Consider the following 25,408-nt stretch of genomic DNA (forward strand, 5'->3'; position numbering starts at 1 on the left):
ACAGGGGACAGCCATGAATATTCAAATGAAGCTGCTGGATTGCGCGCTCATCAGCCTGCTTGCCGGCGGAATGGGGCTGGGAACGGCCTACGCCCAGGAACCGGCCGCCGACTGCACCGACAGCGGTTGCCGCTCCGAAGACGGAGTGCTCTTCCAGGTCCGCACCCGAAGCTACGACGAGCCCGTGACGCGTGGAACGGCGCCGGACTCGGGGTCTCGGGCGCTCGCGCCTGATCGCCGGGTGCAGGTGGCGTTGGCGCAGCCGGGTCGCGCCGTCGCCAGTGGAAAGTTTTCCATCGATCTGCCGAACGGTGGCGCGGTCTGGGCCACCGAAGACCCCACGCTGGGTCAGCCGACGCTGTCCATCTCGGCGCCGTCGATCGTGGCCTTCGACGGCACCCGCGTGACCAAGCCGGTCCAGTTCTACGTCCGCAGCAACTACCCGCGCTTCATCGACCGATACGAGTTGAGCATCCATCGGGCAGAAGATGTGGACCTGATCGAGCCGCTGGCCCGCGTGCCGCTCGCGGTTGCTGCCGTGTCGAGCGGCGAATGGAACGGAGAGCTGCCGGGCCGCTACCGTTACCGGGCAGGGGACGAACTGGTCTACGTGCTGCGCGCCTACGATGCAGAGGGGCGCTTTGACGAAACGCAACCGCGTCAGCTGCAGCTGGTGCGCCCTGAAGAGGCCGAGCGCGGTGCGGTCGCGCTGCGCCAGAGTGTGGAAAAGAGCATGGGGACTGCGCTCACCACCGAGCAGGCGCAGCAGCAGAGCCTGCTTGACGAGGTCTTCGCGGTCGATGGCCTCCGTCAGCAGAACATCCCGATCCACGGCTCCCGCATCCGGATCAATGGACGCAACCTGCCCGAAGGCTTGAGCCTGAAGATCAACGGCGACACTTACCCGGTGGACATGGAGCGCAAGTTCGTCGCCGAGTACTTGTCCCCGATCGGCTTGAGTTCTTTCCTGATCGAGCTGGAAGGCAAGGGCGAGCCGATCCGCAGTACGCTGGATGTCGATGTCACCGGGCGCTACCTGTTCGGTGTGGGCCTGGCGGACGTGACGGTGTATCAGAACAAGGTGGGCGGCTCCGTCGACGCAACGGCGGTGAACGAACGTTACGCCGATGATGTGATCAGCGATGGTCGCCTGGCGTTCTATCTGAAAGCCAAGACCCAGGGGCGTTACCTCATCACCGCGCAGGCCGACACGACCGAACGTGACCTGGAGGCGCTTTTCACTGGCTTCACCAAGGCGGACCCGACGGATATCTTCCGCCGCCTGGATCCGGATCTGTACTACCCGGTGTATGGCGATGATTCCAATGTCCATCGGGACGTGGACACCATGGGCCGGTTCTACGTGCGGATGGACTGGGACAAGAACCAGGCCCTGTGGGGCAACTTCGCCACCGGCATCACCGGCACCGAGTACGCGCAGTACGTGCGTTCACTGTACGGCGCAGCCCTGGACTGGCGCTCGCGTGCGAGCAACGCATGGGGCGACCCTGCGACCATGCTGCGTGCGTTTGCATCCGAAGCGCAGACCGCACCGGGACACAGCGAGTTCCTGGGCACCGGCGGCAGCCTGTACTACCTGCGCCATGCGGACGTCCTGCCGGGCTCGGAGCGCGTCGTGCTGGAGATCCGCGACCTGACCACGGGCCGGGTGGAAAGCACGGTATCGTTGCAGCGCGGCGCGGATTACGAGATCGATGAACTGCAGGGGCGCATCCTGTTGACGCGTCCGCTCGCGCAGGTCACCCGCGAGAACCTGCCCTCGATAACGCGGGATACGCCGCTGGATGGCTATCAACAACGCCTGGTCGTGGATTACGAATGGGTGCCCTCCGAGTTCGATGCCGACGACATGACGGCAGGCCTGCGGGCCAAGCATTGGTTCGGCAACCACGTGGGCGTGGGCGTCACCCAGGTCAACGAGAACCGTTCGGGCGAAGACTATTCGCTTTCCGGTGCGGACCTTACGCTGCAGGCCGGCAAGGGTACCTTCCTGAAGATCGAGCACAGCCGCACAGAGTCGAACAGTGCACCGCTGTTCTTCTCCGACAATGGTGGCTTCACCTTCCAGCGCATCGACGGCGCCGGGCCGCAGAGCGGCGAAGCCACGGCGGTCGAGGGCCGCGTGAACCTCAAGGAGCTGGGCTGGACCGCCCAGGATTGGAGCGCGGCCGCGTGGTGGCGCGAAGTGGGGGCGGGCTACTCGATCAGCCGCTACGACACAGCAGCCGATGTCACCGAATACGGCGCCGAAGTGCTGGGCCAGGTCCATCGGGACCTGTCGCTCTACAGCCGTGTGAGCCGCGCCGAGCGGGGCAGCGAAGCACTGGAGCAGGCGCAGGTGACCGCGCAATGGCGGATCGGCGACTTCGATGCACTGACGGCCGAGCTGCGACGAACCGATGAAGAGCGCGCCAGCGGCAATGCTGCTGGAACCCTTGGCGCACTCAAGTACACCCGCCGCCTTGGTACGGCATTGGACGTGTACGGTGTGGCGCAGGTGACGCTCGACGATGACCATGGCAAGTACGCCGACAACGATGCGTACACGCTGGGTAGCAAGTATCTTTTCGGCGACAGCTCGACCGTCGGCCTGGAGACCACCCGGGGTGACAGGGGAGATTCCACCCAGGTCGATGCCGAATACCGCGTCAACGCGCAGCAGAGCCTGTATGGCAGCTACACAGTTTCCACCGACAGCACGGGCTACGACTCGTTGTTCAACCCGCAGCGCCAGTCCGGCTGGACGGCTGGCCAGCGGTGGCGCCTGTCCAACCAGGTGAACGTGTTCAACGAGAGCCAGTACCTGAAGAATCCGGACGAATCCGGCCTGGCGCACACCTTCGGCATGGATTTCTATCCGGCGCAGGGCTGGAACCTCGGCTTCACGCTGCAGGAGGGCGAGTTGGTGAACAACGATGGAGGACAGGTCGATCGGCGCGCGGTGAGCGTGTCGGGTGGGCGCACCTCGGTGGAGACCGATTGGCAGAGCAAGCTGGAATGGCGGCGCGACACCGGTGCCGAGCGCCGCGAACAATGGGTGCTCAGCAACCGGCTGACCCACCGCTTCAATGACAGCTGGCGCATGGCAGCGCGCCTGAACTGGTCGGACACCGATGACGAGCTCGATCCCACGCAGGGAGCCCGCTTCATCGAGGGCAACGTCGGCTTCGCCTGGCGCCCCTGGGAGAGCACGCGCTGGGGCGTCTTCGGCCGGTATACCTATCTGTATGACCTCTCCACACTGGGGCAGGTCAACGGCACGAACGTGGACCAGAAAACCCAGGTGGTTTCCCTCGAGGGTGTTTACCGGATCGACCAGCGGTGGGAAGTCGCGGCAAAGGTGGCCCAGCGCGAGGGCGAGGTCCGCATGGGCCGGGGCGCCGGCCCGTGGTTCGACTCATCAACGACCTTCATGGCGGGGCAGTTGAGGTATGACCTGTTGCAGTCATGGCATGGGTTGGCCGAGTACCGCACGCTGCAGGTGAAGGACGGCGGTACCCGCCAGGGCTGGCTGGTCGGCCTGGACCGGGACATCGGCAAGAACTTCCGCGTGGGGGCAGGCTACAACTTCACCGACTTCAGCGATAAGCTCACCGACTTCGACTACGACCACCGCGGCTGGTATCTCAACGTGGTGGGCACTTATTGAGATACATGCAGACCACGTCACCCGGGCACGAACCCTCCAACGAACGCGGCGATGCTGCCCGGCAATCCATCGGGCGCGGCACGCTTTCCGTGCTGGCCCAGCCCGTCCGGTGGCTGCGGAACGTGCCCGTGGCCGATCCGGTGGACCTGCGCAACGCACCGATGCTGCAGTTGGTCCTGCTCCTGCTGGGAGGGCTGCCGCCGCTTGCGTGGGCCTACCGGGCGTTTGCCATGGACGTGCCGTGGCGCGAGGGAGAAGTCGGCAGCATGGCCTTGAGCCTGCTGTTGAGCGTCGTCGCGCTGAGCGGGTTCGTCCTGGTCCGGATGGGGCACTTCCGCTGGGCGGCCTATCAGCTGCTGGCCGTTTTCGCAGTGTCGGTATGCCTGTCCTATGCCGGCAGTGGGTTCGGCGCCCAGCGCTTCGAACAGCCGGTGCTGACCGTCTGCATGGTCATTGCAGCCCTGGTCGTCGGCCGTGCTGCGTTGTGGGGCGTCACGGCGGCCATCTGGATCGCGTTCGGTCTGGGGGTCTGGTCTGAATGGTCTGCCGATGGCTCGGCAGCGCTGGTTGTCGATGGGCTCATCAGCGGGGCGATCTTCCTGCTTATCGCCGTGGTGCTTGATCGCGCCAGCTCGGCACTGCGACAGAGCCTGGCCGAAGCGAGGGCGAAGGGGCGCGAGGCGAACGAGGCCTACGTGCGGCTGCAGGGGGCGGTGGAGCAGCGGCGCAAGGTGGAGCAACAGCTGGTACATGCCCGCAAAATCGAAGCCGTGGCACGCTTGGCGGCAGGGCTGAACCATGATTTCAACCACCTGTTGTCGCTGATCCTGGGGTATGTGCAGCAGGCAAAGCGCGGCCAGACCGCGGAGAAAGTGGCGGGCTCGCTTGCAGGCGCCGAGAGCGCCGTGCGCAAGGCCGATGCTCTGAGCCGACGGCTGCTGACGTTCAGCCGGCAGAATGATCCGGTGATCGAGCCCCACGAACTGCGCGAGGTGGTGGAAGAGCTGGCGCCGCTGCTGCGACAGACGGTGTCACCGGGCGTGCGGGTACATACAGACATCCCGGCAGGGCTGTGGGTGGAGTTCGATCGGGATCAGTTGGGGCTGATCCTGCTGAATCTGTTGAGCAACGCGGACGACGCGATGCGCGGGACGGGAGACGTCCAGCTGGTGGCGCATGGCACCGCCAATGAAGTCTGGCTGGTCTGCAGCGATTCGGGCCCGGGAATCGCGGCCGAACTGCAGGATGCGATCTTCGAACCCTTCGTCACCAGCAAGCCGGCCGGGCAGGGTACCGGCCTTGGGCTGGCCATGGCGCGCGACCTCATGTCCAGCCAAGGCGGCAGCATCGCAGTGGAAAGTACGCCGGGCCGCGGCGCCAGCTTCCGCCTGCGCTTCGTGCGGTCTGCAGGCTGCGCCGCGTGAGCGGATCCTGATCCCTGCGCACGAATATCGGAATTGCCAACGGTTATTTAAGCGCGGCGACGTGACGTGAAACAGTGGGCCTTCGTTCACGGTCATCCACGGAGTCCGCCCGCCCATGTCCACCGCCCGTTCTGCGTCGCCGTTCAAGGTTTTCGGCGCGACAACCTTGTCTGCCATGCTGCTGCTGGCCGCGCCGCTCGTTTCCTCAGCGGCGGACAGCGGCTCTCCCCTGCGAACCTATTTGGCCGCCAAGCGTGAGGCCATCCAGGCGCAGTCCGCGCAACCTGCCGCGCCCACCGCGATCCACGCCAAGGCCACGGCCGAAAGCCGCTCCGGCGTACGTCGCTTGCGCATCGGGCCCACGGGCGAATTCCAGTACATCAGCGATAGTGGCCGCAACTACGCCGGTTACAACCTGGGCGCCGGTTCCTGGGACTCGCTGGTCGGCACCTTGGCCAGCTCCGTGGCCGATGAGTACATCGTGCAGGCGGCCGAGCAGAATGTCCCGCTGGATGCGCTGGACGTGGTGTTCACCAGCATTCCCGAACGCAAGAGCGAGAGCCTGGCGTACCCGAACAACCTCTCCTATGTGGCCTACATCGATTCGCCCGCCACCGACGCGCAGCTGCAGGCGCTTAAGCGAGCGGTGCACGAAAAATCCTCTGCCATCGATCTGGTAACGCGGCCTCAGCAGGTCAGCCATGCCGAAGTCGAGTACATCCATAGCGATGCGGTGCGCGACCCCAAGCTGCCGCCCGGCCTGCGCGATTTCATCACAGAGGAAAAGCGTCCGGCAGTGTTGGCCAGGCAGGTCAAGCCGGGCTCGGGCAAGGGCAAGCCCACCGAGCCGGAAACCCTGGTGGCGCGCGCCCATGTCGAGCCACGCACCGGCCTGCGCCGGGTGTTCCTGGGCAAGGACGGTTATCACCAGCAGCTGCACGACAGCGCGCCCGGCCTGCTCGGCTACGGGCTGGCGCCGACGGTGGAGGAACACCTGTTGGGCGTGACCGGTACTTGCCTGACCCACATCTTCGAGGTGCAGGCCGCCGCACGGAATGTGCTGTTGGATTCGCTGGAGCTCACGGTCGATGGTCAGCTGAGCCCGCGTTTCGGCAGCAACATCCGCTCGCCGGCACGCTATAGCGACATCCGTTACAAGTTGCGGATTGAATCGCCTGCATCCGAACAGGAGATCGACGCGCTACGCCAGTCGGTCGAGGCGACGTGCCCGCTCTACAACCTGGTAAAGGACGAGCAGAAGCTCGAAGGCAGCATCGTCCGCGGTGCCTACACCGAAGCGACGAACCAAGCGCGATAACGCACGCCGCGATCCATCCGGCAGTGCCCTTCAGCCATCCTCTGGGGATATTCAATGAGTCGCACCCTCCGTTCGCAGCCGATCGCGAAAAGCCCGCGCCATGCCCTGCACGGCCCTCGTCCTCGTCGCGGGCGGCTGGCTTTCGCGTTGTGCACCCTGCTTGCACCGGCAGCGTATGCGGCCGAGGAGAGGAGCGCCGATGCCACCCAGTCGCAGGGCTCGAACGCCCGCCTGCTGGACAAGGTATCGGTGCTGGGTTCGCAGATCGCCGGGGGCGGCGCGCAGGCCGCGCTGCCGGTGGTCGCGGTGGACCGGGAACAGATCGACGCCATCGGGGCGACCAACGGCAACGAGTTGTTCCGCAGCCTGCCGCAGTTCGGTGATGTCGCCGTCACCGAGAAAGGAACCACCAACGCAGGGCGAAACTCGAACGTAGCGCGCGGTGACGTGGGTTCCATCAACCTGCGCAATCTGGGGTCCAAGTACACCCTGCTGCTGATCAACGGCCGGCGCACGGTGCAGCACCCGATCAGCAACAGCGGAGATGACACGACCTACAACGCCAACGCGATTCCTACGTTCGGGCTGGAGCGGGTCAACCTGTTGCTGGATGGTGCGGCGTCCATCTACGGGTCCGATGCCGTGGCAGGCGTGGTCGACCTGGTGACGCCGAGTAATGTGGCGAACGGCGGTGGCATCAAACTGAACTACGGCAAGGTGGCTGATGGCCATCGCGAAGACATTTCGCTGGATGGTTATTTCGGCAGTGATTTCGCGCAGGGGCGCGGCAATATCTCGGTGTTGTATGGCGTTTCCAAGCGCACGGCGCAGCGCAATTCGGATGCCTGGTTCACCGCCATCGATGGTCGCCGCCCTCTCGGCGATGGCACCAGCGTGCCGGATCCGAACGGCACCTCAGGCTTCAGTACGCGCACACCCTGGGGTCATTTTGATACCTACGCCGGCAGCCGGCGCACAGGCAGCTGGCACGTCGATCCGGCCAGCGGCGCGCTGGTGTCCGGCGCGGTACCGACGCGCTATCACTACGATTCCGCGGCCGAGCCGGGCATCACCTCGGCACCGTCCATCAACAAGGGAAACGTCTTCGCCAGTGGACGCTTCGATGCCACCGACAACCTGCAGTTGTTCGGTGAGCTGGGGTACTACCGGGCGACCTCCGAATCCTGGGTGAGCAGCGAGTCGGGCTTCGGCGGTGACGGCTTCCTGCTGCATATCCGGCCGGACGCCTATTGGGTACCGGACGCCTTGCGCGGCGCCGATGCGATCCGGCTGTTGAACTACCAGTTCGCTGATTCGGGCATCCGCCGGGTCAAGGTGGATAACGATCAGTCGCGTGTGCTGCTGGGCGTGCGCGGCTGGACCGACGGCGGCTGGAATTGGGAAACCGCGCTGCTGTATTCGCGCGCACGCAGTACCGACACGCAGCAGGGCGGGCTGACCGATGCCTTCATTACGGCGGTGAACCGTACCGATGCCGGTGCCTACAACCCCTTCAGTGGCGGTGATACGGCCAGCATCCGGCTGGGCGATGCGACGCCCTACGACACCTCGGCGTTCATTGGCGAGGCGACCCGCGAAGGGACCACGGAGCTGGCGCTGTGGGACTTCAAGATCAACCGTTCCGATCTGTTTACCTGGTACGCCGGTGACATCGGCCTGGCGGCGGGTGTGGAGTACCGGTATGAAAGCCGTGAGGATGACCGCGACGAAAACATCGATGGCAGCCGCCCTTACACGGACTGGTATACCGGCACGGTCGCGGCCAGCAACTTCTTCACCCACAGCCCCCGGCCCGATGTCCGCGGCAGCCGCAACGTAAAGTCGGCGCTGATCGAACTCGCCGTGCCGCTGGTTTCGCCCGCGCAGGGCATACCGCTGGTGCAGTCACTGGACCTGCAGCTTGCGGGCCGCTGGGAGGACTACAGCGACGCCGGCAAGGTGGCCAAGCCGAAGCTGGCCGCGGCATGGAAAGTCAATGACAGCCTGTTGCTGCGCGGCTCGGTCAGCGGCGGTTTCCGCGCACCGGGACTGGAACTGGTGAACTCCCCGCCAACCTACGGGTTCGGCTTCAACAACGATGCGATCCGCTGCCACGCGCTGATCACCAAAGGTGCGCAGCCCGACTACAGCACCTGCTTGAATGCCTACAGCAGTGGCTCGTCGGTCAAGCCGTCGGTGAGCGCGGTGACCTCATACGGCGATGAAGTGAAGCCGGAAACCACCCGGCAGTCGTCATGGGGCGCGGTGTTCGAGCCGCAGTTCCTGCCCGAAGCCCTGGGCTCGATCAGCCTGAGCGTGGATGCCTGGCGGGTGCAGGTAGAGAATCCGATCAATACCCTGGGCGAGGAGCTGTTGTACGACGCGTATCTGCGCGTGGTGGAAGGCAGCAGCAACCCGAACGTGGTGCGTGCGGAGGTGACGGCAGAAGATACCGCGCTGTTTGCAGGCTCGGGTCTTGCGCCTGCAGGCGTGGTGACGCACGTGTACAACCGTTACCAGAATCGTCGGCCGCTCACCGCGTCGGGCGTGGATTACAACTTCACCTGGCGCCTGCGCGAGACGGCGTGGGGCAACGTTGCGTTCCTGCTCAGTGTCAGCCAGCTCAAGGAGTACACCCAGCAGAAGCCTGCCGAGGTGCAGCAGGTGGCCGCCGCGATAGCCAATGGCCAGTTGAACATCATCGCGCCGGACCTGGGCGCGGCCAACGAGGTCGGCATCAATGGGGCCAAGCCGGAATGGCGGGCCAGCGCAACCTTGATCTGGAACCTCCAGGACTGGACGGTCCGCGTGCGCGACGACTATATCGACAGCGTGACCGCCGGCGCCTATGCCGATCGCACGCCGTTCGTGGTGGGCTCCACACAGCGCTGGGCGTTGTCGGTCAAGAAGGAGTTCAACAGAGGACGCCTGAAGGGAACGGCAGTGGAAGTGGGGGCGCGAAATCTGTTCAACGAAGAGCCGCCGTTGAATGCCACCGGCAGCTACCTGAGCGCATTGCACGAAACCTACGGACGCTACGTCCACCTCGGTATTTCCAAAAACTGGTGACCTGCATGAAGACGCACACGCTTGCTGTACTTGTTGTCACCCTGCTTGCGGTGGCGTGCAGCCCGCAGGACAGGCCTGCGCCGGAGGCTTCCGCAGCGGCGACTGCAGCGCTTGATTTCAAGCGCGAACACGCCGAGTGGGTGCATGAACGTGCCGCGGACCTGGGCAAGCCCGATGGGTGGACCAGCCTGATCGGACTGCACTGGATCGAACCCGGAACGCAGAGCGTGGGCGGTGCTGAAGGCAATGCCATCCGCCTGGCGATCGCACCGGACCGCCTGGCCCAGCTGGAGCAGCGCGCCGACGGTGTGTACGTCAGGCCGGTCGATGGGGCGCAGATCACCGCCGATGGCAAGCCGGTGCACGGAGAGGTGCGGCTGGAACCAGAAGGGAAGGGCGGGGGCACCAAGCTGTCCTATGACAAAGGCAAGGGGCAGATCACCGCGATCAAGCGCGCGCAGCGACTGGCCTTGCGCGTGCGCCATGCGGATGCGCCGGCGCGCCTGCATTTCGGTGGTCTGGACTTCTTCCCGGCCGAGGAAAGCTGGCGTGTGCAGGCGCGGTTCGTGCCGCACCCGGCCGGCAGGACGCTGCCGATCGTGAACGTGCTCGGCGAGGTCGCGGATACTCCGAATCCGGGCTACGTGGTGTTCGAGAAGCAAGGGCGTGAGTGGCGGTTGGAAGCCCTCGGCGACCCGACGAAAAGCTTGAACCTGATGTTCCAGGACCAGACCACCAGTCGCCAGACCTACGGAGTGGGGCGCTACCTGCGCACCGATGCGGTCGCGGCAGACGGCACGGTCACGCTGGATTTCAATCGCGCCTACAACCCGCCGTGCGCCTATACGGACTTCGCCACCTGCCCGTTGCCCCCGCCGGAAAACCGGCTGGCCCAGCAGGACGCCAGCGGTGAACGCGTGCGGCTGGCGGTGCTGGCGGGCGAGAAGAAATACGCCCTGGCGCAGCACTGACCTGGTAGCGCCGACCCATGGTCGGCGGCACACGAGTGGTCACCCGCTGATCCGCACCCGATTCCGGCCGTTGGCCTTCGCCTGATACAGCGCCTCATCCGCACGTGCCACCAGCTGTTCCAGCAACCTCGCGTCGCTGCCCGGCAGGGCCTCGCCCAGGGCGCCGCCCACGCTGACCGTGACATCGATGCATAGGCCGCCCACGTGCACCGGCGCGCCGGAAATCGCGTTGCGCAGGCGTTCGGCGGTGGCGGGTACCTCATCGGCGGTCGGTGCCGCCAGCAGCGCGATGAACTCCTCCCCGCCAAAGCGCGCGAACAGGTCACGCTCACGCAGCGCCTCGCGGCAGCGGCGGGCAACCACTTTCAGCACTTCATCGCCGATCGGGTGACCGTGGGTGTCGTTGATCTTCTTGAAATGGTCGACGTCCAGCATCAACACCGCAACCGAGCGTCCGGTTGCCTCGCGCGCTGCGATGATCTGCGCGGAGCGCTCTTCGAAGTGCCGCCGGTTGGGCACGCCGGTCAACGGGTCCGACGAAGCCAGGCGCCGCAGTTCGGCGGCCATCAGCAGGTCCGCGGTGATGTCGGTGAATAGCCAGATGCGGCCCTGTTCGCCATCGCCGCGCACCGGATGGGTATCCACCTCGAAGGTGCGCTCCCCCATCACCCAATGCAGCGTCGTCGCAAAATTGAGGTTGCCCACCTGGGCGGCGTAGGCCTGTTCCAGCTCTTCATGGTTGTCGCAGCGCTGCCGCAACGCCCGCATCGGCGCAACGAGGTCAACGGCGCGATGTCTGCCGGGCTTCTGCCCCAGCAGCTCGGCGGCGCGCTGGTTTATCACCGTGCCCAGGCCATCGCCGTCGACCAGCACGATTCCCGCAGGAACACTTTCCACCAGATCGATGAACTGGTTGCGCACGACGATGTCCTGCACCGCGCCGCGTCGCGCCGAGAGAAGCTGCGCGACACTGGGGCCCAGCAATGCCACCGAGGCAGCGGACTGCTCGGGGTTGGCACCGGTCTTCCAGAGCAGCAGCAGGCCGCTCGATGGGGCGTCGTCCGACGGCGCGGGGATGAACAGCACGCTGCCTGCAGGGCCGCCCAGCGCGGTGAGAACAGCTGTTGGCAGGCGGAAGCGCGAGGCGTCCACCGGCTGATCATTCCAGGCGTGTTCCAGCACGCCACTGCGCGCGAGATTGAAGCCGGAGAACGAGGTCAAGGGAAAGCCGGTAGACCATGCGACGCGCCCGTCGGTCTGCACTTCAACCACGATCGCCAGGTCGGCCCCGGACGCGGTACGTGCGAACTGGCTCAGGCTGACCAGGGCGTTGCTGTCGGCCATCTTCAACGGGCCGTCCGATCCAGTCGCTGTTGGAGGATCCGGGTCATTTCATCGGGCGCGGTCATGTGCGGAAGATGGCCCGATGCATCGATGATGTCGAGGGTTGCTCCCTCGATGGCCTCGGCCAGCCAGTGACTGACGGCCACTGGCACGGCGACGTCGACCGAGGTCTGGACCAGGTGCACCGGGCGCGAAACCTGCGCCGCCAGTGCTCGGACATCTGAAGTAAAAATGGTGCGGGAGGTATTCAGCGCGATATCCGGACGCATCCGGAACAAGGCATTGGAAAAATCGGCGATGACCTCGCGGTCATCCACGCCGACCACCATCGGGGCGAAGCCGGCCACCCACGCCTGGTAATTCGCGCTCATGCTGTCAAACAGGTTTTCCAGGTCATCCGGCTTGAACCCACCGGTGTAACCGTCGTCATCCAGATAACGCGGCGATGCCCCGATGAGTACCATGCGCTCGAACAGCTCCGGCCGCGCGATGGACGCAAGGGCGCCGATCATCCCGCTCATGGAGTGTCCGATATAGGTGCAGCTCTGCACGTCCTGCTCGTCCAGGATATCCAGAAGATCATCGGCATAGCCGGCCAACGAACCGTGCCGTTCGAAGTCGTAGGTTTCCGTACCACGGGGACCGCAGCCGGCGAGATCGAATGAAATGACATCGAACCGTTGTTCGAACCACGGACGCAGGGCGGACCAGGCGTTCTGGTCGGTGCCAAAGCCATGCGAAAGGACCGCGATGGGCTTGCCTGCACCGCTGCGGCGGCCGTTGAATCTGTCAAAACTTTCCACGAACAAGGTACCCATGGCGTTTCGTAACCCGCGATAGTAGGCCACGTTGGGGCGAGGGTCCATTACACCTCCGGGGTAGGGGGGATACACCCGGCCGCGGGCGGCACCTTGGCGCAGGGCGGCCGGTTACTGTCCTGCTTCTGCCCTCAGCTGCAATCCCAACGCCCGGCTCACCCCAAGCACCGTCTCGAAATACAGCGGTCGGGTGCCATCCAGTTGCCGGCGCATGGCGTCGCTGCGCATCCCGCAGGCGCGGGCGGCCCGGCTCATGCCGTGCAGTTCGGACATCAGCAGCAGGGCGCGCGCGATGCTCGCTTCGTCGCAGTCCTGCAGGCGTAGGCGGGAGTCCAGATGTTCCGCCATCTGCCAGGCCGGATCTGTATTGCGGGGCGGACGATGCCCCGCACTTCCGTTGCCGCCAGGGCTCATTGGCTCCTCCACGCTGTCTGCGCGGCGTCACTGACCAGTGCCTGTCCGGCAAGGAGCAGGCCCTCAACGTGCCGCTCGCTGATGCCGCTGTTGGTCGGGCCGTGTAGGCGGCATGCAGCAGGTCCAGCACGCAGGCCAGTCCTTGCAGGGTTCGCATCGGCACGGCGACGCGGCTGGCGTAGGCGCTTTCCTCGTGTTGCTTCGGCGTGTTCTGTAAGGCGTTCTCGACGTTATCGGCGACCAGCCGCAGATGCACCACGCTTTCGCCACGGGCGCGCGAGGTTTCGTACTCTTCCAGCCTTCGCTCGAGTCGTTCAATGAAGTGGGGCGGGAAGTCGAGCATTCTGTCGCCCAACAGGGCGTGCAGACGTTTGGCAATGAGCGGATGCTTCGGATCCATCGGTCGTCCTTCGCAAGGCGTGAGGCCACCTGCGCGTGCGCGCAAGGTGGCAGGCGATGCGGGTTGCCATACCGGTGAACATTGACAAAAAAGCCGGCGGATCAGGGATCCCCCACATCGCCCGCCATGGAATCCACGGGCAATGCAGTGCATTCTCCGCCGTGCCCAAAGGGCAAAACAGAGCAAAGTTGTCAATGTCTCAAACAGGATGGCAATCCCGACTGATGCTCTTCGTCATCAGCACGGCCATCCCATCAGCCATTGCCCCACCCGTACATGGGCGGATCTTCAAAAGCAGGCGGCGTCCGTCGTCCGGTGCGTCGGTATCAGCCCGCGCGTGCCGGGAAAAGTGCACCGGATCCCAGCCGACCCACACCGAATGCCAGCTGCCGCAGGTAGCCGCCCATCGCGCCCGCCGCGATGCCCGCCAGCGCCCGCCGCGCCACGCCAAGCGCCGGCCCCGCATGGCCGCGCAGCCACGGCAAGGTCGCCAGCATCTGCGCCCCCAGCAGCATCGCCAGCACGTCCAGGCCCAGCGCATCCACCACCGGCAGCAGCGGCAGCAGCTCCGGGTTACAGGCCACCAGCAGCGCGAACACCGTGGTCAGCAGGAACAGCGTGCGCTTGCCCGCAGGGGAGGTCGTCCAGCGGACGATGCGTGACATGAGCAATATGGCGGGGCCTGATGGGCGGTTGATCGACAGTGTAGCGCCGGGTGAGCCTCGCGCCTGTTACAGTCCGCAAAACGTCATGGGGAAGGAAGTCCTGTATGAAAGTCGCCGTTTTCAGCGCACGCCCCTATGACCGCCGCTCGTTGGATGAAGCCAATCAGCAAGGAGGGGCGGCCAACGGGGTCGAGTTCCAGTATTACGACGCCACGCTGGACGTCCACACGGCCACTCTGGCGCAGGATTGCGACGCGGTCTGCGTGTTCGTCAACGACCGTCTGGACGCCCCGGTGCTGCAGGCATTGCATGGAATGGGGGTGCGCGCGGTGCTGCTGCGCTGCGCCGGTTTCAATAATGTCGACCTCGCCAGCGCCGAAGGCCTGGGGTTCTTTGTCGCGCGCGTGCCCGCCTATTCGCCCGAGGCCGTCGCCGAGCACACGCTGGCGTTGATCATGACGCTCAACCGCCAGACGCACCGGGCGTACAACCGGGTGCGGGAGGGCAACTTCATGCTTGAAGGCCTGCTCGGCCGCACCCTGCATGGCAAGACCGCGGGTATCGTCGGCACTGGAAAGATCGGTCTGGCGACCGCGCGCATCCTGCACGGCATGGGCTGCATCGTGCTCGGCCATGACCTTTATCCGTCGCCGGACTTCGCCGGGTTGGGCCAGTTCGTGCCGTTGCAGGAGCTGCTGGCACGTTCGGATGTCGTGTCGCTGCACTGCCCGCTGACACCGGAAACCCAGCACCTGATCAACGATGATTCGCTGGCGCTGATGAAGCGCGGCGCGATGCTGGTCAATACCTCGCGCGGCGGGTTGGTGGATACCGATGCGGTGATCCGCGCGCTGAAGTCGCGGCAGCTCGGTCACCTGGCCATCGATGTGTACGAGCAGGAAAGCGCGCTGTTCTTCCAGGACCGTTCCGGACAGATCATCGACGACGATGTGTTCCAGCGCCTGATGACTTTCCCCAATGTGCTGGTGACCGGCCACCAGGGGTTTTTCACCGCCGAGGCGCTGCAGGAAATCGCCGAGACCACGCTGGGGAATCTCCAGCATTTCGCTGCCGGCACCGACTGTCCCAACAAGGTAGCCAAGGCGTAACAACGGTCTTCATGCGCGCACCCGCCGGGCATGCCCGGCACCACCATAGGAAGGCGGACCATGTGGCAACAGAACTACGATCCGCTGGGTAACTCCAATCTTTCGGCGCTGCTGGCCGCCTTGCCGGTGCTGGTATTCCTGCTGGCATTGACCGTGCTGCGCTTGAAAGGGCTGACCGCCGCGTTGCTGGCGGTGGTGGTGTCCGCGCTGGTTTCTGCCCTGGTATTCGGCATGCCGGCCGGCACCATCGCCGGGGCCGGGCTGCTGGGCATCGCCAACGGCGTGTTCCCGATCAGTTTCATCGTGCTGATGGCCGTGTGGTTGTACAAACTCGCCATCCGCAGCGGCAAGTTCGAGGTGATCCGCGGCAGCATCGCGACCATCTCCGAAGACCAGCGCATCCAGGTGCTGCTGATCGCGTTCTGCTTTGGTGGCTTCCTGGAGGGCGCGGCCGGCTTCGGCGTGCCGATCGCCATCTGCGCCGCGTTGCTGGTGGAGCTGGGTTTCCGCCCGTTGAAGGCGGCCATGCTGTGCCTGCTGGCCAACGGCGCGGCCGGTGCGTACGGGGCGATCGGCATCCCGGTGCTGGTGGGCGCGCAGCAGGGCGGGGTCAGCCTGGATGCGATGTCGCTGATGCTGATGGCGCTGGTGCAGGTGATCGCGCTGCTGTCCCCGGCGATCCTGGTGCTGATGCTGGATGGCTGGCGCGGTGTGCGCGAGACCTGGCCGGTGCTGCTGGTGGTGGGCGGGGTATTCAGTGGCGTGCAGACGGCGGTGCTGTATCTGCTGGGGCCGGAACTGGTGGACATCATCGGACCGCTGGCGGCGATGGCCGCACTGGCCGGCTTCATGCAGGTCTGGCGGCCCCGCCGCATCTACCGTGAAGCGGATACGCCGCCGGGGCCGGTGCAGCGCTACACCTTGAAGGAGGTGCTGCTGGCGTGGTCGCCGTTCTACATTCTTACCGGCGCCATCCTGCTGTGGAGCCTGCCGGCGTTCAAGGCGCTGTTCGCCGCCGGCGGTGCGCTGGGCAGCACCGTGCTGCACCTTCCGATCCGTCTGCTGGATGGCCGCGTGCAGGAGTTGCCGCCGCTGGTGGAAAACGTGCATACGCTGCCGGCGGTGTGGAATGTCGGCTGGTTGAATGCTTCAGGTACCGCCATCCTGGTGGCTGCCGTGCTGACCGTGGTGCTGTCGCCCCGGCTCAACCTGCGCATGGCCGGGGAGGAGCTGGCACAGGCCGGCCGGGAGATGTGGAAGCCGCTGGCCACGGTGTCGCTGGTGATGGCGGTGGCCTACATCACCAATTACTCCGGCGCCTCGTCCACCATCGGGCTGGCGCTGGCGCAGACCGGCGGCGTGTTCCCGTTGCTGTCGCCGGTGATCGGCTGGATGGGCGTGTTCATCACCGGCTCGGTGGTCAACAGCAATACCCTGTTCGCCCATCTGCAGGCGGTCACCGCCGCCCAGATCGGGGTGCCCGAAGCCCTGCTGGTGGCGGCCAACACGGCCGGCGGGGTGATGGCCAAGCTGGTGTCCCCGCAGTCGATCGCCATCGCCGCCGCAGCGGTCAAGCTGGTGGGGCAGGAGTCGGCGATCATGCGCACCACGCTGGGCATCAGCCTGGGTCTGCTGGCTTATGTATGCCTGTGCACGTGGGGGCTGTCGGTGTTGCTGGGGTAGGGGGGCACCCACGCGCCTTGGCGGCCGAAAAGCACGCATTTCGCAATTTTTCTCATGTACGGCGATGACGTCAGGCCACACGATGAACGTGCTGGACGCAGCTCCTCCGGCCGGTGGCGGCCCCTTCTCTCGAGGGCGTCGCCACCGTTTCAGCCTGTCATTGGGCAACGGCGGAAGTGTGGCGTCCTCGTCCTCACAGGGGGGCGTCTGCATGGGGTCATGCCCATCCGCCGTATTTTTTTTCATCTGGTTGGTTGCCCTGCTTGGGGGCAAGGGGTAGGGTGCCTGGGGGAAGAGCGTGACGACCAACGGTCGTCACCCACCAGAGCGGCAGTCGTCGCGCACAAGGGCGGCGGTCGGCATCCATGGGGTGCGCTTTTCGGGCGACCTGCGCCTGCGACAGGCGACTGCGACAACGTGTCGCAGGCCGAGAACGTCGAAAACTGCGTCAGATCAATGTCAATGGCTTTCTTAAATGGGCAGTGACGGCCTAAACTTGAAAAGCTGACTCTTCCCCCGTTCTCCGAACCCGTCGATCCCTGACAGGTCGGGCCGGCTTTTGCCGGACTGGGCAGGGCGGGGTGGCATTCCCTCGCAATTGGATCGACCGATGATTCCGTTGAAAACCCTTGGACGCTTCTTGCGTCCGGGCCTGCTGTTCGCACTGGCGGTGTTCCTTACCGGCTGCAACACGGCCATCCTGAATCCGAAGGGCCAGATCGGCCAGGATGAGAAGACCCTGCTGATCACGGCTGTCGTGCTGATGCTGCTGGTCGTCGTCCCGGTCATCATCATGACCCTGACGTTCGCCTGGAAGTATCGCGCTTCCAACACCAAGGCCCGTTACGAGCCGAACTGGTCGCATTCCACCGCGATCGAAGTGGTGGTCTGGTCGATCCCCTGCATGATCGTGCTGGTGCTGGCCGTGCTGACCTGGCGGTCTTCCCACGCGCTGGACCCGTATCGCCCGATTGAATCGGACGTCAAGCCGGTCGTGATCGAGGCCATCTCGCTCGACTGGAAGTGGCTGTTCGTCTATCCGGAAGAAAAGATCGCCGTGGTCAACGAGATCAAGTTCCCGGTCAACACCCCGCTGAACTTCAAGATCACCTCCGATACCGTGATGAATGCGTTCTTCATCCCGCATCTGGGCAGCATGATCTACTCGATGGCCGCGATGGAGACCAAGCTCCACCTGATCGCCAACGAGACCGGTGAATTCCCGGGCATGTCCTCGCACTACAGCGGTGCCGGCTTCGCCAAGATGCATTTCACCGCCCATTCGGTTACCGAACCGGAATACCGCGCGTGGGTGGACCAGGTGCGTGCCGAACAGGGCAACAGCCTGAACAAGGACACCTTCCGTGCGTTGGGCGAAGAGCGCAACTCCGACTGGCATCCGGTGACCTATTACGGTCAGGTGGAAGAGGGCCTGTTCGACTGGGTCATCGCCAAGCACATGGGTGACAACAAGCACTACGGCATGAAGCACGCCCATGCCGGTGCTGCGGCGGCCGACGCGGGCTCGCAGGAAGACCATGAGGGCCATGCGCCGATGGACGACCACGAGTCCAAGGCGTCTGGCGAGAACCTCGACGCCAACACCAACCACGACGAGCACGCGGGCCATGCCGGCCACGAGGGCTCGGGAGAATGAACATGCTGGGTAAGCTCTCTATTGAGTCGATCCCCCACGATCCGATCGTCCTGACGACGTTGATCGGCGCGATCCTTGGTGGCCTGGGCGTTGTCGCCCTGATCACCAAGTTCAAGCTGTGGGGTTATCTGTGGAAGGAGTGGTTCACCTCGGTGGATCACAAGAAGATCGGCGTGATGTACCTCATCGTCGCCTTCGTCATGCTGCTGCGCGGTTTCTCCGACGCCATCATGATGCGTACCCAGCAGGCCATCGCCGTCGGCGGGTCCGAGGGTTACCTGCCGCCGCACCACTACGACCAGATCTTCACCGCCCACGGCGTGATCATGATCTTCTTCGTGGCGATGCCGCTGATCACCGGCCTGATGAACCTGGCCGTGCCGCTGCAGATCGGTGCGCGCGACGTCGCGTTCCCGTTCGTGAACTCGCTCAGCTTCTGGCTGTTCGTGTCCGGTGCGGTGCTGATCATGCTTTCGCTGTGGATCGGTGAGTTCGCCGCAACCGGCTGGCTGGCATTCCCGCCCTTGTCCGGCATCGAGTACAGTCCAAGCGTCGGCATGGATTACTACATCTGGGGACTACAGGTAGCAGGCCTGGGTACCACGCTGAGCGGCATCAACTTCTTCATCACCATCCTGAAGATGCGCACGCCCAGCATGAAGCTGATGCAGATGCCGATCTTCACCTGGACCGCGCTGATCACCAACATCCTGATCGTCGCCGCTTTCCCGGTGCTGACCATCACCCTGGTGCTGCTGACCCTGGACCGTTACCTGGGCACGCATTTCTTCACCAATGACGGTGGCGGCAACGCCATGCTGTACATCAACCTGATCTGGATCTGGGGCCACCCGGAAGTCTATATCCTGGTGCTGCCGGCCTTCGGCGTGTTCTCCGAAGTGATCGCCACGTTCTCGCGCAAGGCGCTGTTCGGCTACAAGGGCATGGTGTATGCAACGGCCGCCATCGGCGTGCTGTCCTTCATCGTGTGGCTGCACCACTTCTTCACCATGGGTTCGGGTGCCAACGTCAATGCCTTCTTCGGCATAACGACGATGATCATCTCCATCCCCACCGGCGTGAAGATCTTCAACTGGCTGTTCACCATGTTCCGCGGTCGCGTGCACTTCACCTCTCCGGTGCTGTGGACCATCGGCTTCATGATCACCTTCGTCATCGGCGGCATGACCGGCGTGATGCTGGCGATCCCGGCCATCGACTTCGTGCTGCACAACAGCCTGTTCCTGATCGCCCACTTCCACAACGTCATCATCGGCGGCGTGGTGTTCGGCATGTTCGCCGGCATCACCTACTGGTGGCCGAAGATGTTCGGCTACAAGCTCAATGAGTTCTGGGGCAAGGCCGCGTTCTGGTGCTGGTTCATCGGCTTCTACGTGACCTTCATGCCGATGTACGTGCTGGGCTTCATGGGCATGACCCGTCGCCTGCAGAGCACTGTCAACCCAGCCTACGAGCCGCTGCTGCTGATCGCTGCAGGTGGTGCCTTCATCGTCGGCGCCGGCATCCTGTGCCAGGTCATCCAGGTCTTCGTGTCGATCCGCGACCGCAAGAAGAACATGGACCTGACCGGCGATCCGTGGGATGCCCGTACGCTGGAGTGGGAAACCTCTTCGCCGCCGGCCTTCTACAACTTCGGTACGCTGCCGCAGGTCACCGAGCTGGACGATTTCTGGGCGCGCAAGCAGCGTGGTGAAGCCTGGCCGAAGCCGGCCAGGTACTCCGACATCCACATGCCGCGCAACACCGGAACGGGCGTGGTGATCGGTGCCTTCAGCATGGTGTTCGGCTTTGCGATGATCTGGCACATCTGGTGGCTGGCCATCATCGGCCTGGTCGGCATGATCGGCACGTTCATCTACCGCACCTTCGACAAGGACGTGGACTACTGGGTCCCGGCCGCCGAAGTGGAGCGCATCGAAAACGAACACCGCAAGCACCTGGTTGCCCAGGGCCTGGTCAAGTCGGAGCTGAAGGCATGAGCACCCATACCCCAACCGTGAACCACGGGCACGCTGCGCAAGCGGCGGCCCATGGCCATGACGAGCACGAGCACCACGACACCGGCGGCAACACCGTCTTCGGTTTCTGGGTGTACCTGATGAGCGATTGCCTCATCTTCGCTTCGCTGTTTGCCACCTACGTGGTGCTGGTCGGTGGTACCGACGGCGGCCCCGGCCCGGGCGATCTGTTCGAGCTGCCGTTCGTTGCGTGGGAAACCGCGCTGCTGCTGACCTCCTCGCTGACCTTCGGCCTGGGCATGATAGCCATGCACAAGAACAAGGTCGGCCAGCTGTACCTGTGGCTGGGCATCACCTGGCTGCTGGGCTTCGGCTTCATGTGCATGGAAGTCTGGGAGTTCAACCACCTGATCCACCAGGGTTACGGTCCGGACCGCAGTGCCTTCCTGTCGGCGTTCTTCGCCCTGGTGGGTACCCACGGCCTGCACGTGAGCGCCGGCCTGTTGTGGCTGCTGGTGATGTTCATCCAGGTCAAGCAGAACGGCCTGACCGCGACCAACAAGACCCGCCTGGCGTGCCTGAGCCTGTTCTGGCACTTCCTGGACCTGATCTGGATCGGCGTGTTCTCCGTCGTCTACCTCAATGGAGCGCTGTAATGGCACATGACAACGCACACGACCATGGCCACGGCGCCGGCGGCGAAAGCCACGGCAGCGTCAAGTCGTACCTGATCGGCTTCGTGCTGGCGGTGATCCTGACCGTCATCCCGTTCTGGGTGGTGATGTCGGGTGATTTCTCCCGAACCGTCAGCGGCGTGGTGATCGCGGTCTCCGCGGTGCTGCAGATGCTGGTCCACCTGGTGTTCTTCCTGCACCTGGACCGCTCGTCGGAAAGCCGCTGGAACGTCAATGCGGCGGTGTTCACCGTCGTGGTGATCGGCATCATCGTCGCCGGCACCCTGTGGGTCATGCACAACATGAACGTGCACATGATGCACTGACGTCTTCGCGACGTTGCCGCAAACGAAAAGGCCACCCCTCGGGGTGGCCTTTTTGCTGGGTAGTGACGGCCGCTGGCCGTCATGGGTTGGACGCATTGCCCCGGTAGTGACGGCCGCTGGCCGTCATGGGTTGGGCGCATTGCCCCGGTAGTGACGGCCGCTGGCCGTCATGGGTTTCTCGTGTTGACGGCCAGCGGCCGTCACTACCGTGATGGGTGTTGACGGCCAGCGGCCGTCACTACCCTCAGGCGACCTTGCGCAGGAACTCGTCCGGGGCCATCGGGCGGCCCAGGTGATAGCCCTGCAGCTGGTCGCAGCCCAGGCTGCTGAGGTAGTCGCGCTGGCCGGCGGTTTCCACGCCTTCGGCCACCACGTTGAACTGCAGCGAACGACCCAGTGCGACGATCGAGGACACGATGGCTGCATCCTCGGCGTTGTCTTCCAGGTCGCGTACGAAGGCGCGGTCGATCTTCAATTCGGTGGCCGGCATGCGCTTGAGGTACAGCAGGCTGGAGTAGCCGGTGCCGAAGTCATCGATCGAGATCCGCACGCCCAGCGCGGTCAGCGCGTTGAGGATCTGCAGGCTGGTTTCCACGTTCTTCATCGCCGTGGTTTCGGTGATCTCCAGCGTCAGCCGGCTGGCCTCCAGACCATGCCGTTCCAGCGTTTCCTTTACCGTTTCCACCAGGCCGGCCGCGGCGAACTGCAGCGGCGACAGGTTCACCGCCATCGTCCAGTGCGGATTGCCGGCGTCATGCCATGCCCGCAGCTGCGCGCATGCCTGGTCCAGTACCCAGTCGCCAATCGGCAGGATCAAGCCGCTGCGCTCGGCGATCGGAATGAAGATGTCCGGCGCCAGCATGCCCAGCTCCGGGTGCTGCCAGCGCAGCAGCGCTTCAGCGCCCACCGCAGGGGCGCCGGCGGCGACAAATTTGGGCTGGTAGTGCAGCAGCAGCTCGCCGCGTCCGGTGGCCTTGCGCAGGTCCTGCAGCAGCCGCAGCTGGCGGTTGGCGCTGACCTGCATGGACGGGGTAAAGAAGGTGTAGCCGTTCCGCCCTTCCTGCTTGGTGTGGTACATCGCGGCATCGGCGTTGGCCATCAGCTCGCGTTCGTCGGCCGCATCGTCCGGATACAGCGCAATACCCAGGCTGGCGGTAACCTGCAGTTCGGCCGCCTCGATCAGGAAGGGTTCGGCCACGGCCGCGATGATGCGTTCGGCCACCACCATCGCATCGTCGGGTTCCTCGATGGGCAGCACGATCACGAACTCGTCGCCACCCAGGCGTGCCAGTGTGTCCTGCGGGCGCAGCAGGGAGCCGATGCGCTGGCTCACCTTCACCAGCAGGCGGTCGCCGAGCTGGTGGCCGTAGGCATCGTTGACGGTCTTGAAGCCGTCCAGATCACAGAACATCACTGCCACGGCGTGGTTGCGCCGGCGTGCTTTTTCGATGGCCTGCTCGATGCGATCCTGCAGCAGCGAACGGTTTGGCAGCTGGGTCAGCGGATCGTGCAGCGCAGCCTGCAGCAGCTTGTCATTGGCGCGTTCCAGCGACTCGGCCAGCAGGCCGGTGCGTTCGCGCATCTGGCGGTCGAACAGCGAGGCCACCAGCGCGATGCCGATGGTGCCCAGCGTGGTGACGATGACCAGCACCGCCAGCCATTGCGCGTCGATGCCACCGTCGATCACCGCCCCGCACAGGCTGCCCAGCGGGAAGCGTGCGGCGGCCATGCCGGTGTAGTGCATGCCGACGATGGCAAGGCCCATCACCAGCGACGCGGCGCCGCGCAGGCGGCGGGTATTGCGGCCTTCGATGCGCAGGCGGAAGGCGATCCACAGCGCTGCGCCGGCCGCGCCGATGGCAATCAGGATGGAGGCTATGAACCACAGCGGGTCGTAATCGATTCCCGGCTGCATGCGCATCGCGGCCATGCCCAGGTAATGCATCGCGGCGATGCCCAGGCCCATCAGCAGCGCACCGGCGAACAGGCGGCGGGTGGGCAGCTGCGGACGCGAGACCAGCCACAGCGCATACGCCGAGGCGCCCACCGATACCGCCAGCGAGTACACGGTGATGGCCAGGTCGTAGCCGATCGGGATCGGCAGCTTGAAGGCCAGCATGCCGATGAAGTGCATCGACCAGATGCCCAATCCCATCGCCGCCGCGCCGCCGGCCAGCCACCAGCGCGCCACGCGCCCTTGCGCCGTGGCCAGTCGGCCTGCCATGTCCAGTGCCGTGTAGGAGGCCAATACGGCCACCAACAACGAGAAAAAGACGAGGCTCTGGCTGTAGCTGCCAGTCATGGAAAGTCCTTGGAATGGGGGAGGGCGCGCATGGCGGCGCACATGGTATCGGCCGGTCTGCGCTGAACCTGAGTGGAGCATCACGCTGCCCGCGGGGGGGCGGTCGCAGCGGTTGCGACGGGGCTCGGCTATGCTCGCCATCCAACGCGCAACCGGAATGATCATGGCCAAGAGCCGCACCGCCTACGTCTGCAGCGAATGTGGCGCCGACTACAGCAAATGGCAGGGCCAGTGCACCGAGTGCAAGGCCTGGGACACGCTGTCGGAAATCGTCGTGGAAAGCGCGGCGGCGGCCGGTGCGCCGGCCTCACGTCGCAGCGGCTGGGCCGGCAAGATCGATCCGCCCAAGGTCACCGCCCTGAAGGACGTGGCGCAGACCGACCACATCCGTGTCACCACCCGCATCGGCGAGTTCGACCGGGTGCTCGGTGGTGGCCTGGTGGAGGGCGCGGTGGTGCTGGTTGGCGGTGATCCGGGCATCGGCAAGTCGACCCTGCTGCTGCAGGCGGTGGCGCTCATGGCCGCCGAACTGCCGGTGCTCTATGTCACCGGCGAAGAGTCACTGGCCCAGGTGGCCGGCCGCGCGCACCGGCTGGAGCTGCCGCTGGAGGGCGTCAACGCGCTGGCCGAAACCTGCGTGGAAACCATCCTGCAGCACGCCGGCAAAGCCAAGCCGCGGCTGATCGTGGCCGACTCCATCCAGACCCTGTGGACCGAATCGCTGACCGCCGCCCCCGGCTCGGTCAGCCAGGTCCGCGAAAGCGCCGCGCGGTTGGTGCGATTTGCCAAGGAGACCGGCACCGCCGTGTTCCTGGTCGGCCATGTCACCAAGGAAGGCGGTATCGCCGGCCCGCGCGTGCTGGAGCACATGGTCGATGCGGTGCTGTATTTCGAAGGCGAGAGTGGCAGCCGTTTCCGCCTGCTGCGCGCGTTCAAGAACCGCTTCGGTGCGGTCAACGAACTGGGCGTGTTCGCGATGGGCGACAAGGGCCTGAAAGAGGTCTCCAACCCTTCGGCGATCTTCCTGTCCGGCGGCAGCACGCGGCAGCCGGGCTCCTGCGTGATGGTCACCCGCGAGGGCACGCGGCCGTTGCTGGTGGAAGTGCAGGCGCTGGTGGATGCCTCGCCGCTGTCCAATCCGCGCCGCGTGGCGGTGGGCCTGGAACAGAACCGGCTGGCGATGCTGCTGGCGGTGCTGCATCGCCATGGCGGGGTGCTGGTCGGCGACCAGGACGTGTTCGTCAACGTGGTCGGCGGTATCCGCGTGCAGGAGACCGCAGCCGATCTGCCGGTGCTGCTGGCGGTGCTTTCCTCGCTGCAGGATCGCGCCCTGGCGGAGAAGACCATCGCCTTCGGCGAAGTGGGCTTGTCCGGCGAGATCCGCCCGGTACCGAATGGCGAAGACCGCCTGCGCGAAGCGGCCACCCATGGCTTCAAGCGCGCCATCGTACCCAAGGCCAACGCGCCCAAGGGCGGCACGGTGAAGGGCATGGAAGTGATCGCGGTGGAGCGCCTGTCCGAAGCGCTGGAAGCGGCTGCACAGTAGCGGTAGCGCCGAGCCATGCTCGGCGGCTTTTGCTGCTGC

Annotated in this window: 17 protein-coding genes; 12 read left to right on the forward strand and 5 right to left on the reverse strand. The window is 65.1% G+C overall.

The genetic code is table 11. The annotated features are described in order from the left end of the window. The first annotated feature begins 13 nt into the window (after positions 1–13). The 5 genes from SOM47_RS05555 to SOM47_RS05575 all read left to right on the forward strand — a co-directional run bounded on the left by SOM47_RS05555 (position 14) and on the right by SOM47_RS05575 (position 10,452). Positions 14–3,670, forward strand: coding sequence for a porin family protein (locus SOM47_RS05555; protein ID WP_320504981.1), 3,657 nt, complete (start codon positions 14–16; stop codon positions 3,668–3,670). 5 nt (positions 3,671–3,675) lie between these two features. Further along, the gene (locus SOM47_RS05560) at positions 3,676–5,094 is read left to right on the forward strand and encodes a sensor histidine kinase (protein WP_320504982.1); all 1,419 of its coding nucleotides are present in this window, start codon (positions 3,676–3,678) and stop codon (positions 5,092–5,094) included. A 115-nt stretch (positions 5,095–5,209) separates the two neighbouring features. Further along, positions 5,210–6,412, forward strand: a complete 1,203-nt coding sequence (locus SOM47_RS05565; RefSeq protein WP_320504983.1) for an OsmC family protein — start codon at positions 5,210–5,212, stop codon at positions 6,410–6,412. 54 nt (positions 6,413–6,466) lie between these two features. Then, a complete protein-coding gene (locus SOM47_RS05570; protein ID WP_320504984.1) occupies positions 6,467–9,481 on the forward strand; it encodes a TonB-dependent receptor domain-containing protein in 3,015 nt (1,004 codons plus the stop codon). 5 nt (positions 9,482–9,486) lie between these two features. Continuing rightward, the gene (locus tag SOM47_RS05575; protein ID WP_320504985.1) at positions 9,487–10,452 is read left to right on the forward strand and encodes a DUF1684 domain-containing protein; all 966 of its coding nucleotides are present in this window, start codon (positions 9,487–9,489) and stop codon (positions 10,450–10,452) included. A 39-nt stretch (positions 10,453–10,491) separates the two neighbouring features. Here SOM47_RS05575 and SOM47_RS05580 read toward each other — a convergent pair whose 3' ends face one another. The 4 genes from SOM47_RS05580 to SOM47_RS05595 form a co-directional block, all read right to left on the reverse strand. Then, positions 10,492–11,796 carry a GGDEF domain-containing protein gene (locus SOM47_RS05580; protein ID WP_320505065.1) on the reverse strand — a complete coding sequence of 435 codons (1,305 nt, stop codon included), beginning with the start codon at positions 11,794–11,796 and terminating at the stop codon, positions 10,492–10,494. Between the two features lie 2 nt (positions 11,797–11,798). Then, on the reverse strand, positions 11,799–12,614 hold the full coding sequence (locus SOM47_RS05585; RefSeq protein ID WP_320504986.1) for an alpha/beta fold hydrolase: 816 nt from the start codon (positions 12,612–12,614) through the stop codon (positions 11,799–11,801). A gap of 111 nt (positions 12,615–12,725) precedes the next feature. Further along, a complete protein-coding gene (locus tag SOM47_RS05590) occupies positions 12,726–12,962 on the reverse strand; it encodes a helix-turn-helix domain-containing protein (protein WP_320504987.1) in 237 nt (78 codons plus the stop codon). 792 nt (positions 12,963–13,754) lie between these two features. Continuing rightward, a complete protein-coding gene (locus tag SOM47_RS05595) occupies positions 13,755–14,093 on the reverse strand; it encodes a hypothetical protein (RefSeq protein WP_320504988.1) in 339 nt (112 codons plus the stop codon). A gap of 104 nt (positions 14,094–14,197) precedes the next feature. On the opposite strand from SOM47_RS05595, the gene SOM47_RS05600 reads away from it, so the two are divergent. The 6 genes from SOM47_RS05600 (at position 14,198) to cyoD (ending at position 21,521) form a co-directional block, all read left to right on the forward strand. Further along, the gene (locus SOM47_RS05600; protein WP_320504989.1) at positions 14,198–15,202 is read left to right on the forward strand and encodes a 2-hydroxyacid dehydrogenase; all 1,005 of its coding nucleotides are present in this window, start codon (positions 14,198–14,200) and stop codon (positions 15,200–15,202) included. Positions 15,203–15,262: 60 nt separating this feature from the next. Continuing rightward, complete coding sequence (locus tag SOM47_RS05605; RefSeq protein WP_320504990.1) at positions 15,263–16,885, forward strand: L-lactate permease; 1,623 nt, start codon at positions 15,263–15,265, stop codon at positions 16,883–16,885. A 610-nt stretch (positions 16,886–17,495) separates the two neighbouring features. Beyond that, positions 17,496–18,542 (forward strand): ubiquinol oxidase subunit II, encoded by a 1,047-nt coding sequence (gene cyoA / locus SOM47_RS05610; protein WP_101100241.1) that lies wholly within the window; start codon positions 17,496–17,498, stop codon positions 18,540–18,542. A 2-nt stretch (positions 18,543–18,544) separates the two neighbouring features. Next, positions 18,545–20,542 (forward strand): cytochrome o ubiquinol oxidase subunit I, encoded by a 1,998-nt coding sequence (cyoB, locus tag SOM47_RS05615; RefSeq protein ID WP_042613164.1) that lies wholly within the window; start codon positions 18,545–18,547, stop codon positions 20,540–20,542. Continuing rightward, a complete protein-coding gene (gene cyoC, locus SOM47_RS05620) occupies positions 20,539–21,177 on the forward strand; it encodes a cytochrome o ubiquinol oxidase subunit III (protein ID WP_042613165.1) in 639 nt (212 codons plus the stop codon). Before cyoB ends, cyoC begins: the two co-directional genes overlap by 4 nt. After that, positions 21,177–21,521 carry a cytochrome o ubiquinol oxidase subunit IV gene (cyoD, locus tag SOM47_RS05625; protein ID WP_042613166.1) on the forward strand — a complete coding sequence of 115 codons (345 nt, stop codon included), beginning with the start codon at positions 21,177–21,179 and terminating at the stop codon, positions 21,519–21,521. The genes cyoC and cyoD overlap by 1 nt, the downstream gene beginning before the upstream one ends. A gap of 244 nt (positions 21,522–21,765) precedes the next feature. Here cyoD and SOM47_RS05630 read toward each other — a convergent pair whose 3' ends face one another. Next, positions 21,766–23,823, reverse strand: a complete 2,058-nt coding sequence (locus SOM47_RS05630) for a putative bifunctional diguanylate cyclase/phosphodiesterase (RefSeq protein ID WP_320504991.1) — start codon at positions 23,821–23,823, stop codon at positions 21,766–21,768. 163 nt (positions 23,824–23,986) lie between these two features. Here SOM47_RS05630 and radA point away from each other — a divergent pair, with 163 nt between their 5' ends. Further along, positions 23,987–25,369, forward strand: coding sequence for a DNA repair protein RadA (radA, locus tag SOM47_RS05635; protein WP_057509205.1), 1,383 nt, complete (start codon positions 23,987–23,989; stop codon positions 25,367–25,369). Positions 25,370–25,408 lie beyond the last annotated feature (39 nt).

The organism is Stenotrophomonas sp. CFBP8980 (genome assembly GCF_034046095.1).
GTDB classification, from domain to species: domain Bacteria; phylum Pseudomonadota; class Gammaproteobacteria; order Xanthomonadales; family Xanthomonadaceae; genus Stenotrophomonas; species Stenotrophomonas lacuserhaii.

What these genes read in the sequence shown, in the direction of transcription:
- SOM47_RS05565 (WP_320504983.1), top strand. Translation starts at nt 5,210, where the DNA reads ATGTCCACCGCCCGTTCTGCGTCGCCGTTCAAGGTTTTCGGCGCGACA.
- SOM47_RS05570 (WP_320504984.1), top strand. Translation starts at nt 6,467, where the DNA reads ATGAGTCGCACCCTCCGTTCGCAGCCGATCGCGAAAAGCCCGCGCCAT.
- SOM47_RS05605 (WP_320504990.1), top strand. Translation starts at nt 15,263, where the DNA reads ATGTGGCAACAGAACTACGATCCGCTGGGTAACTCCAATCTTTCGGCG.
- SOM47_RS05585 (WP_320504986.1), bottom strand. Translation starts at nt 12,614, where the DNA reads ATGGGTACCTTGTTCGTGGAAAGTTTTGACAGATTCAACGGCCGCCGC.
- cyoC (WP_042613165.1), top strand. Translation starts at nt 20,539, where the DNA reads ATGAGCACCCATACCCCAACCGTGAACCACGGGCACGCTGCGCAAGCG.
- SOM47_RS05590 (WP_320504987.1), bottom strand. Translation starts at nt 12,962, where the DNA reads ATGGCGGAACATCTGGACTCCCGCCTACGCCTGCAGGACTGCGACGAA.
- cyoD (WP_042613166.1), top strand. Translation starts at nt 21,177, where the DNA reads ATGGCACATGACAACGCACACGACCATGGCCACGGCGCCGGCGGCGAA.
- SOM47_RS05555 (WP_320504981.1), top strand. Translation starts at nt 14, where the DNA reads ATGAATATTCAAATGAAGCTGCTGGATTGCGCGCTCATCAGCCTGCTT.
- SOM47_RS05595 (WP_320504988.1), bottom strand. Translation starts at nt 14,093, where the DNA reads ATGTCACGCATCGTCCGCTGGACGACCTCCCCTGCGGGCAAGCGCACG.
- SOM47_RS05580 (WP_320505065.1), bottom strand. Translation starts at nt 11,796, where the DNA reads ATGGCCGACAGCAACGCCCTGGTCAGCCTGAGCCAGTTCGCACGTACC.
- SOM47_RS05560 (WP_320504982.1), top strand. Translation starts at nt 3,676, where the DNA reads ATGCAGACCACGTCACCCGGGCACGAACCCTCCAACGAACGCGGCGAT.
- SOM47_RS05600 (WP_320504989.1), top strand. Translation starts at nt 14,198, where the DNA reads ATGAAAGTCGCCGTTTTCAGCGCACGCCCCTATGACCGCCGCTCGTTG.
- cyoA (WP_101100241.1), top strand. Translation starts at nt 17,496, where the DNA reads ATGATTCCGTTGAAAACCCTTGGACGCTTCTTGCGTCCGGGCCTGCTG.
- radA (WP_057509205.1), top strand. Translation starts at nt 23,987, where the DNA reads ATGGCCAAGAGCCGCACCGCCTACGTCTGCAGCGAATGTGGCGCCGAC.
- SOM47_RS05630 (WP_320504991.1), bottom strand. Translation starts at nt 23,823, where the DNA reads ATGACTGGCAGCTACAGCCAGAGCCTCGTCTTTTTCTCGTTGTTGGTG.
- cyoB (WP_042613164.1), top strand. Translation starts at nt 18,545, where the DNA reads ATGCTGGGTAAGCTCTCTATTGAGTCGATCCCCCACGATCCGATCGTC.
- SOM47_RS05575 (WP_320504985.1), top strand. Translation starts at nt 9,487, where the DNA reads ATGAAGACGCACACGCTTGCTGTACTTGTTGTCACCCTGCTTGCGGTG.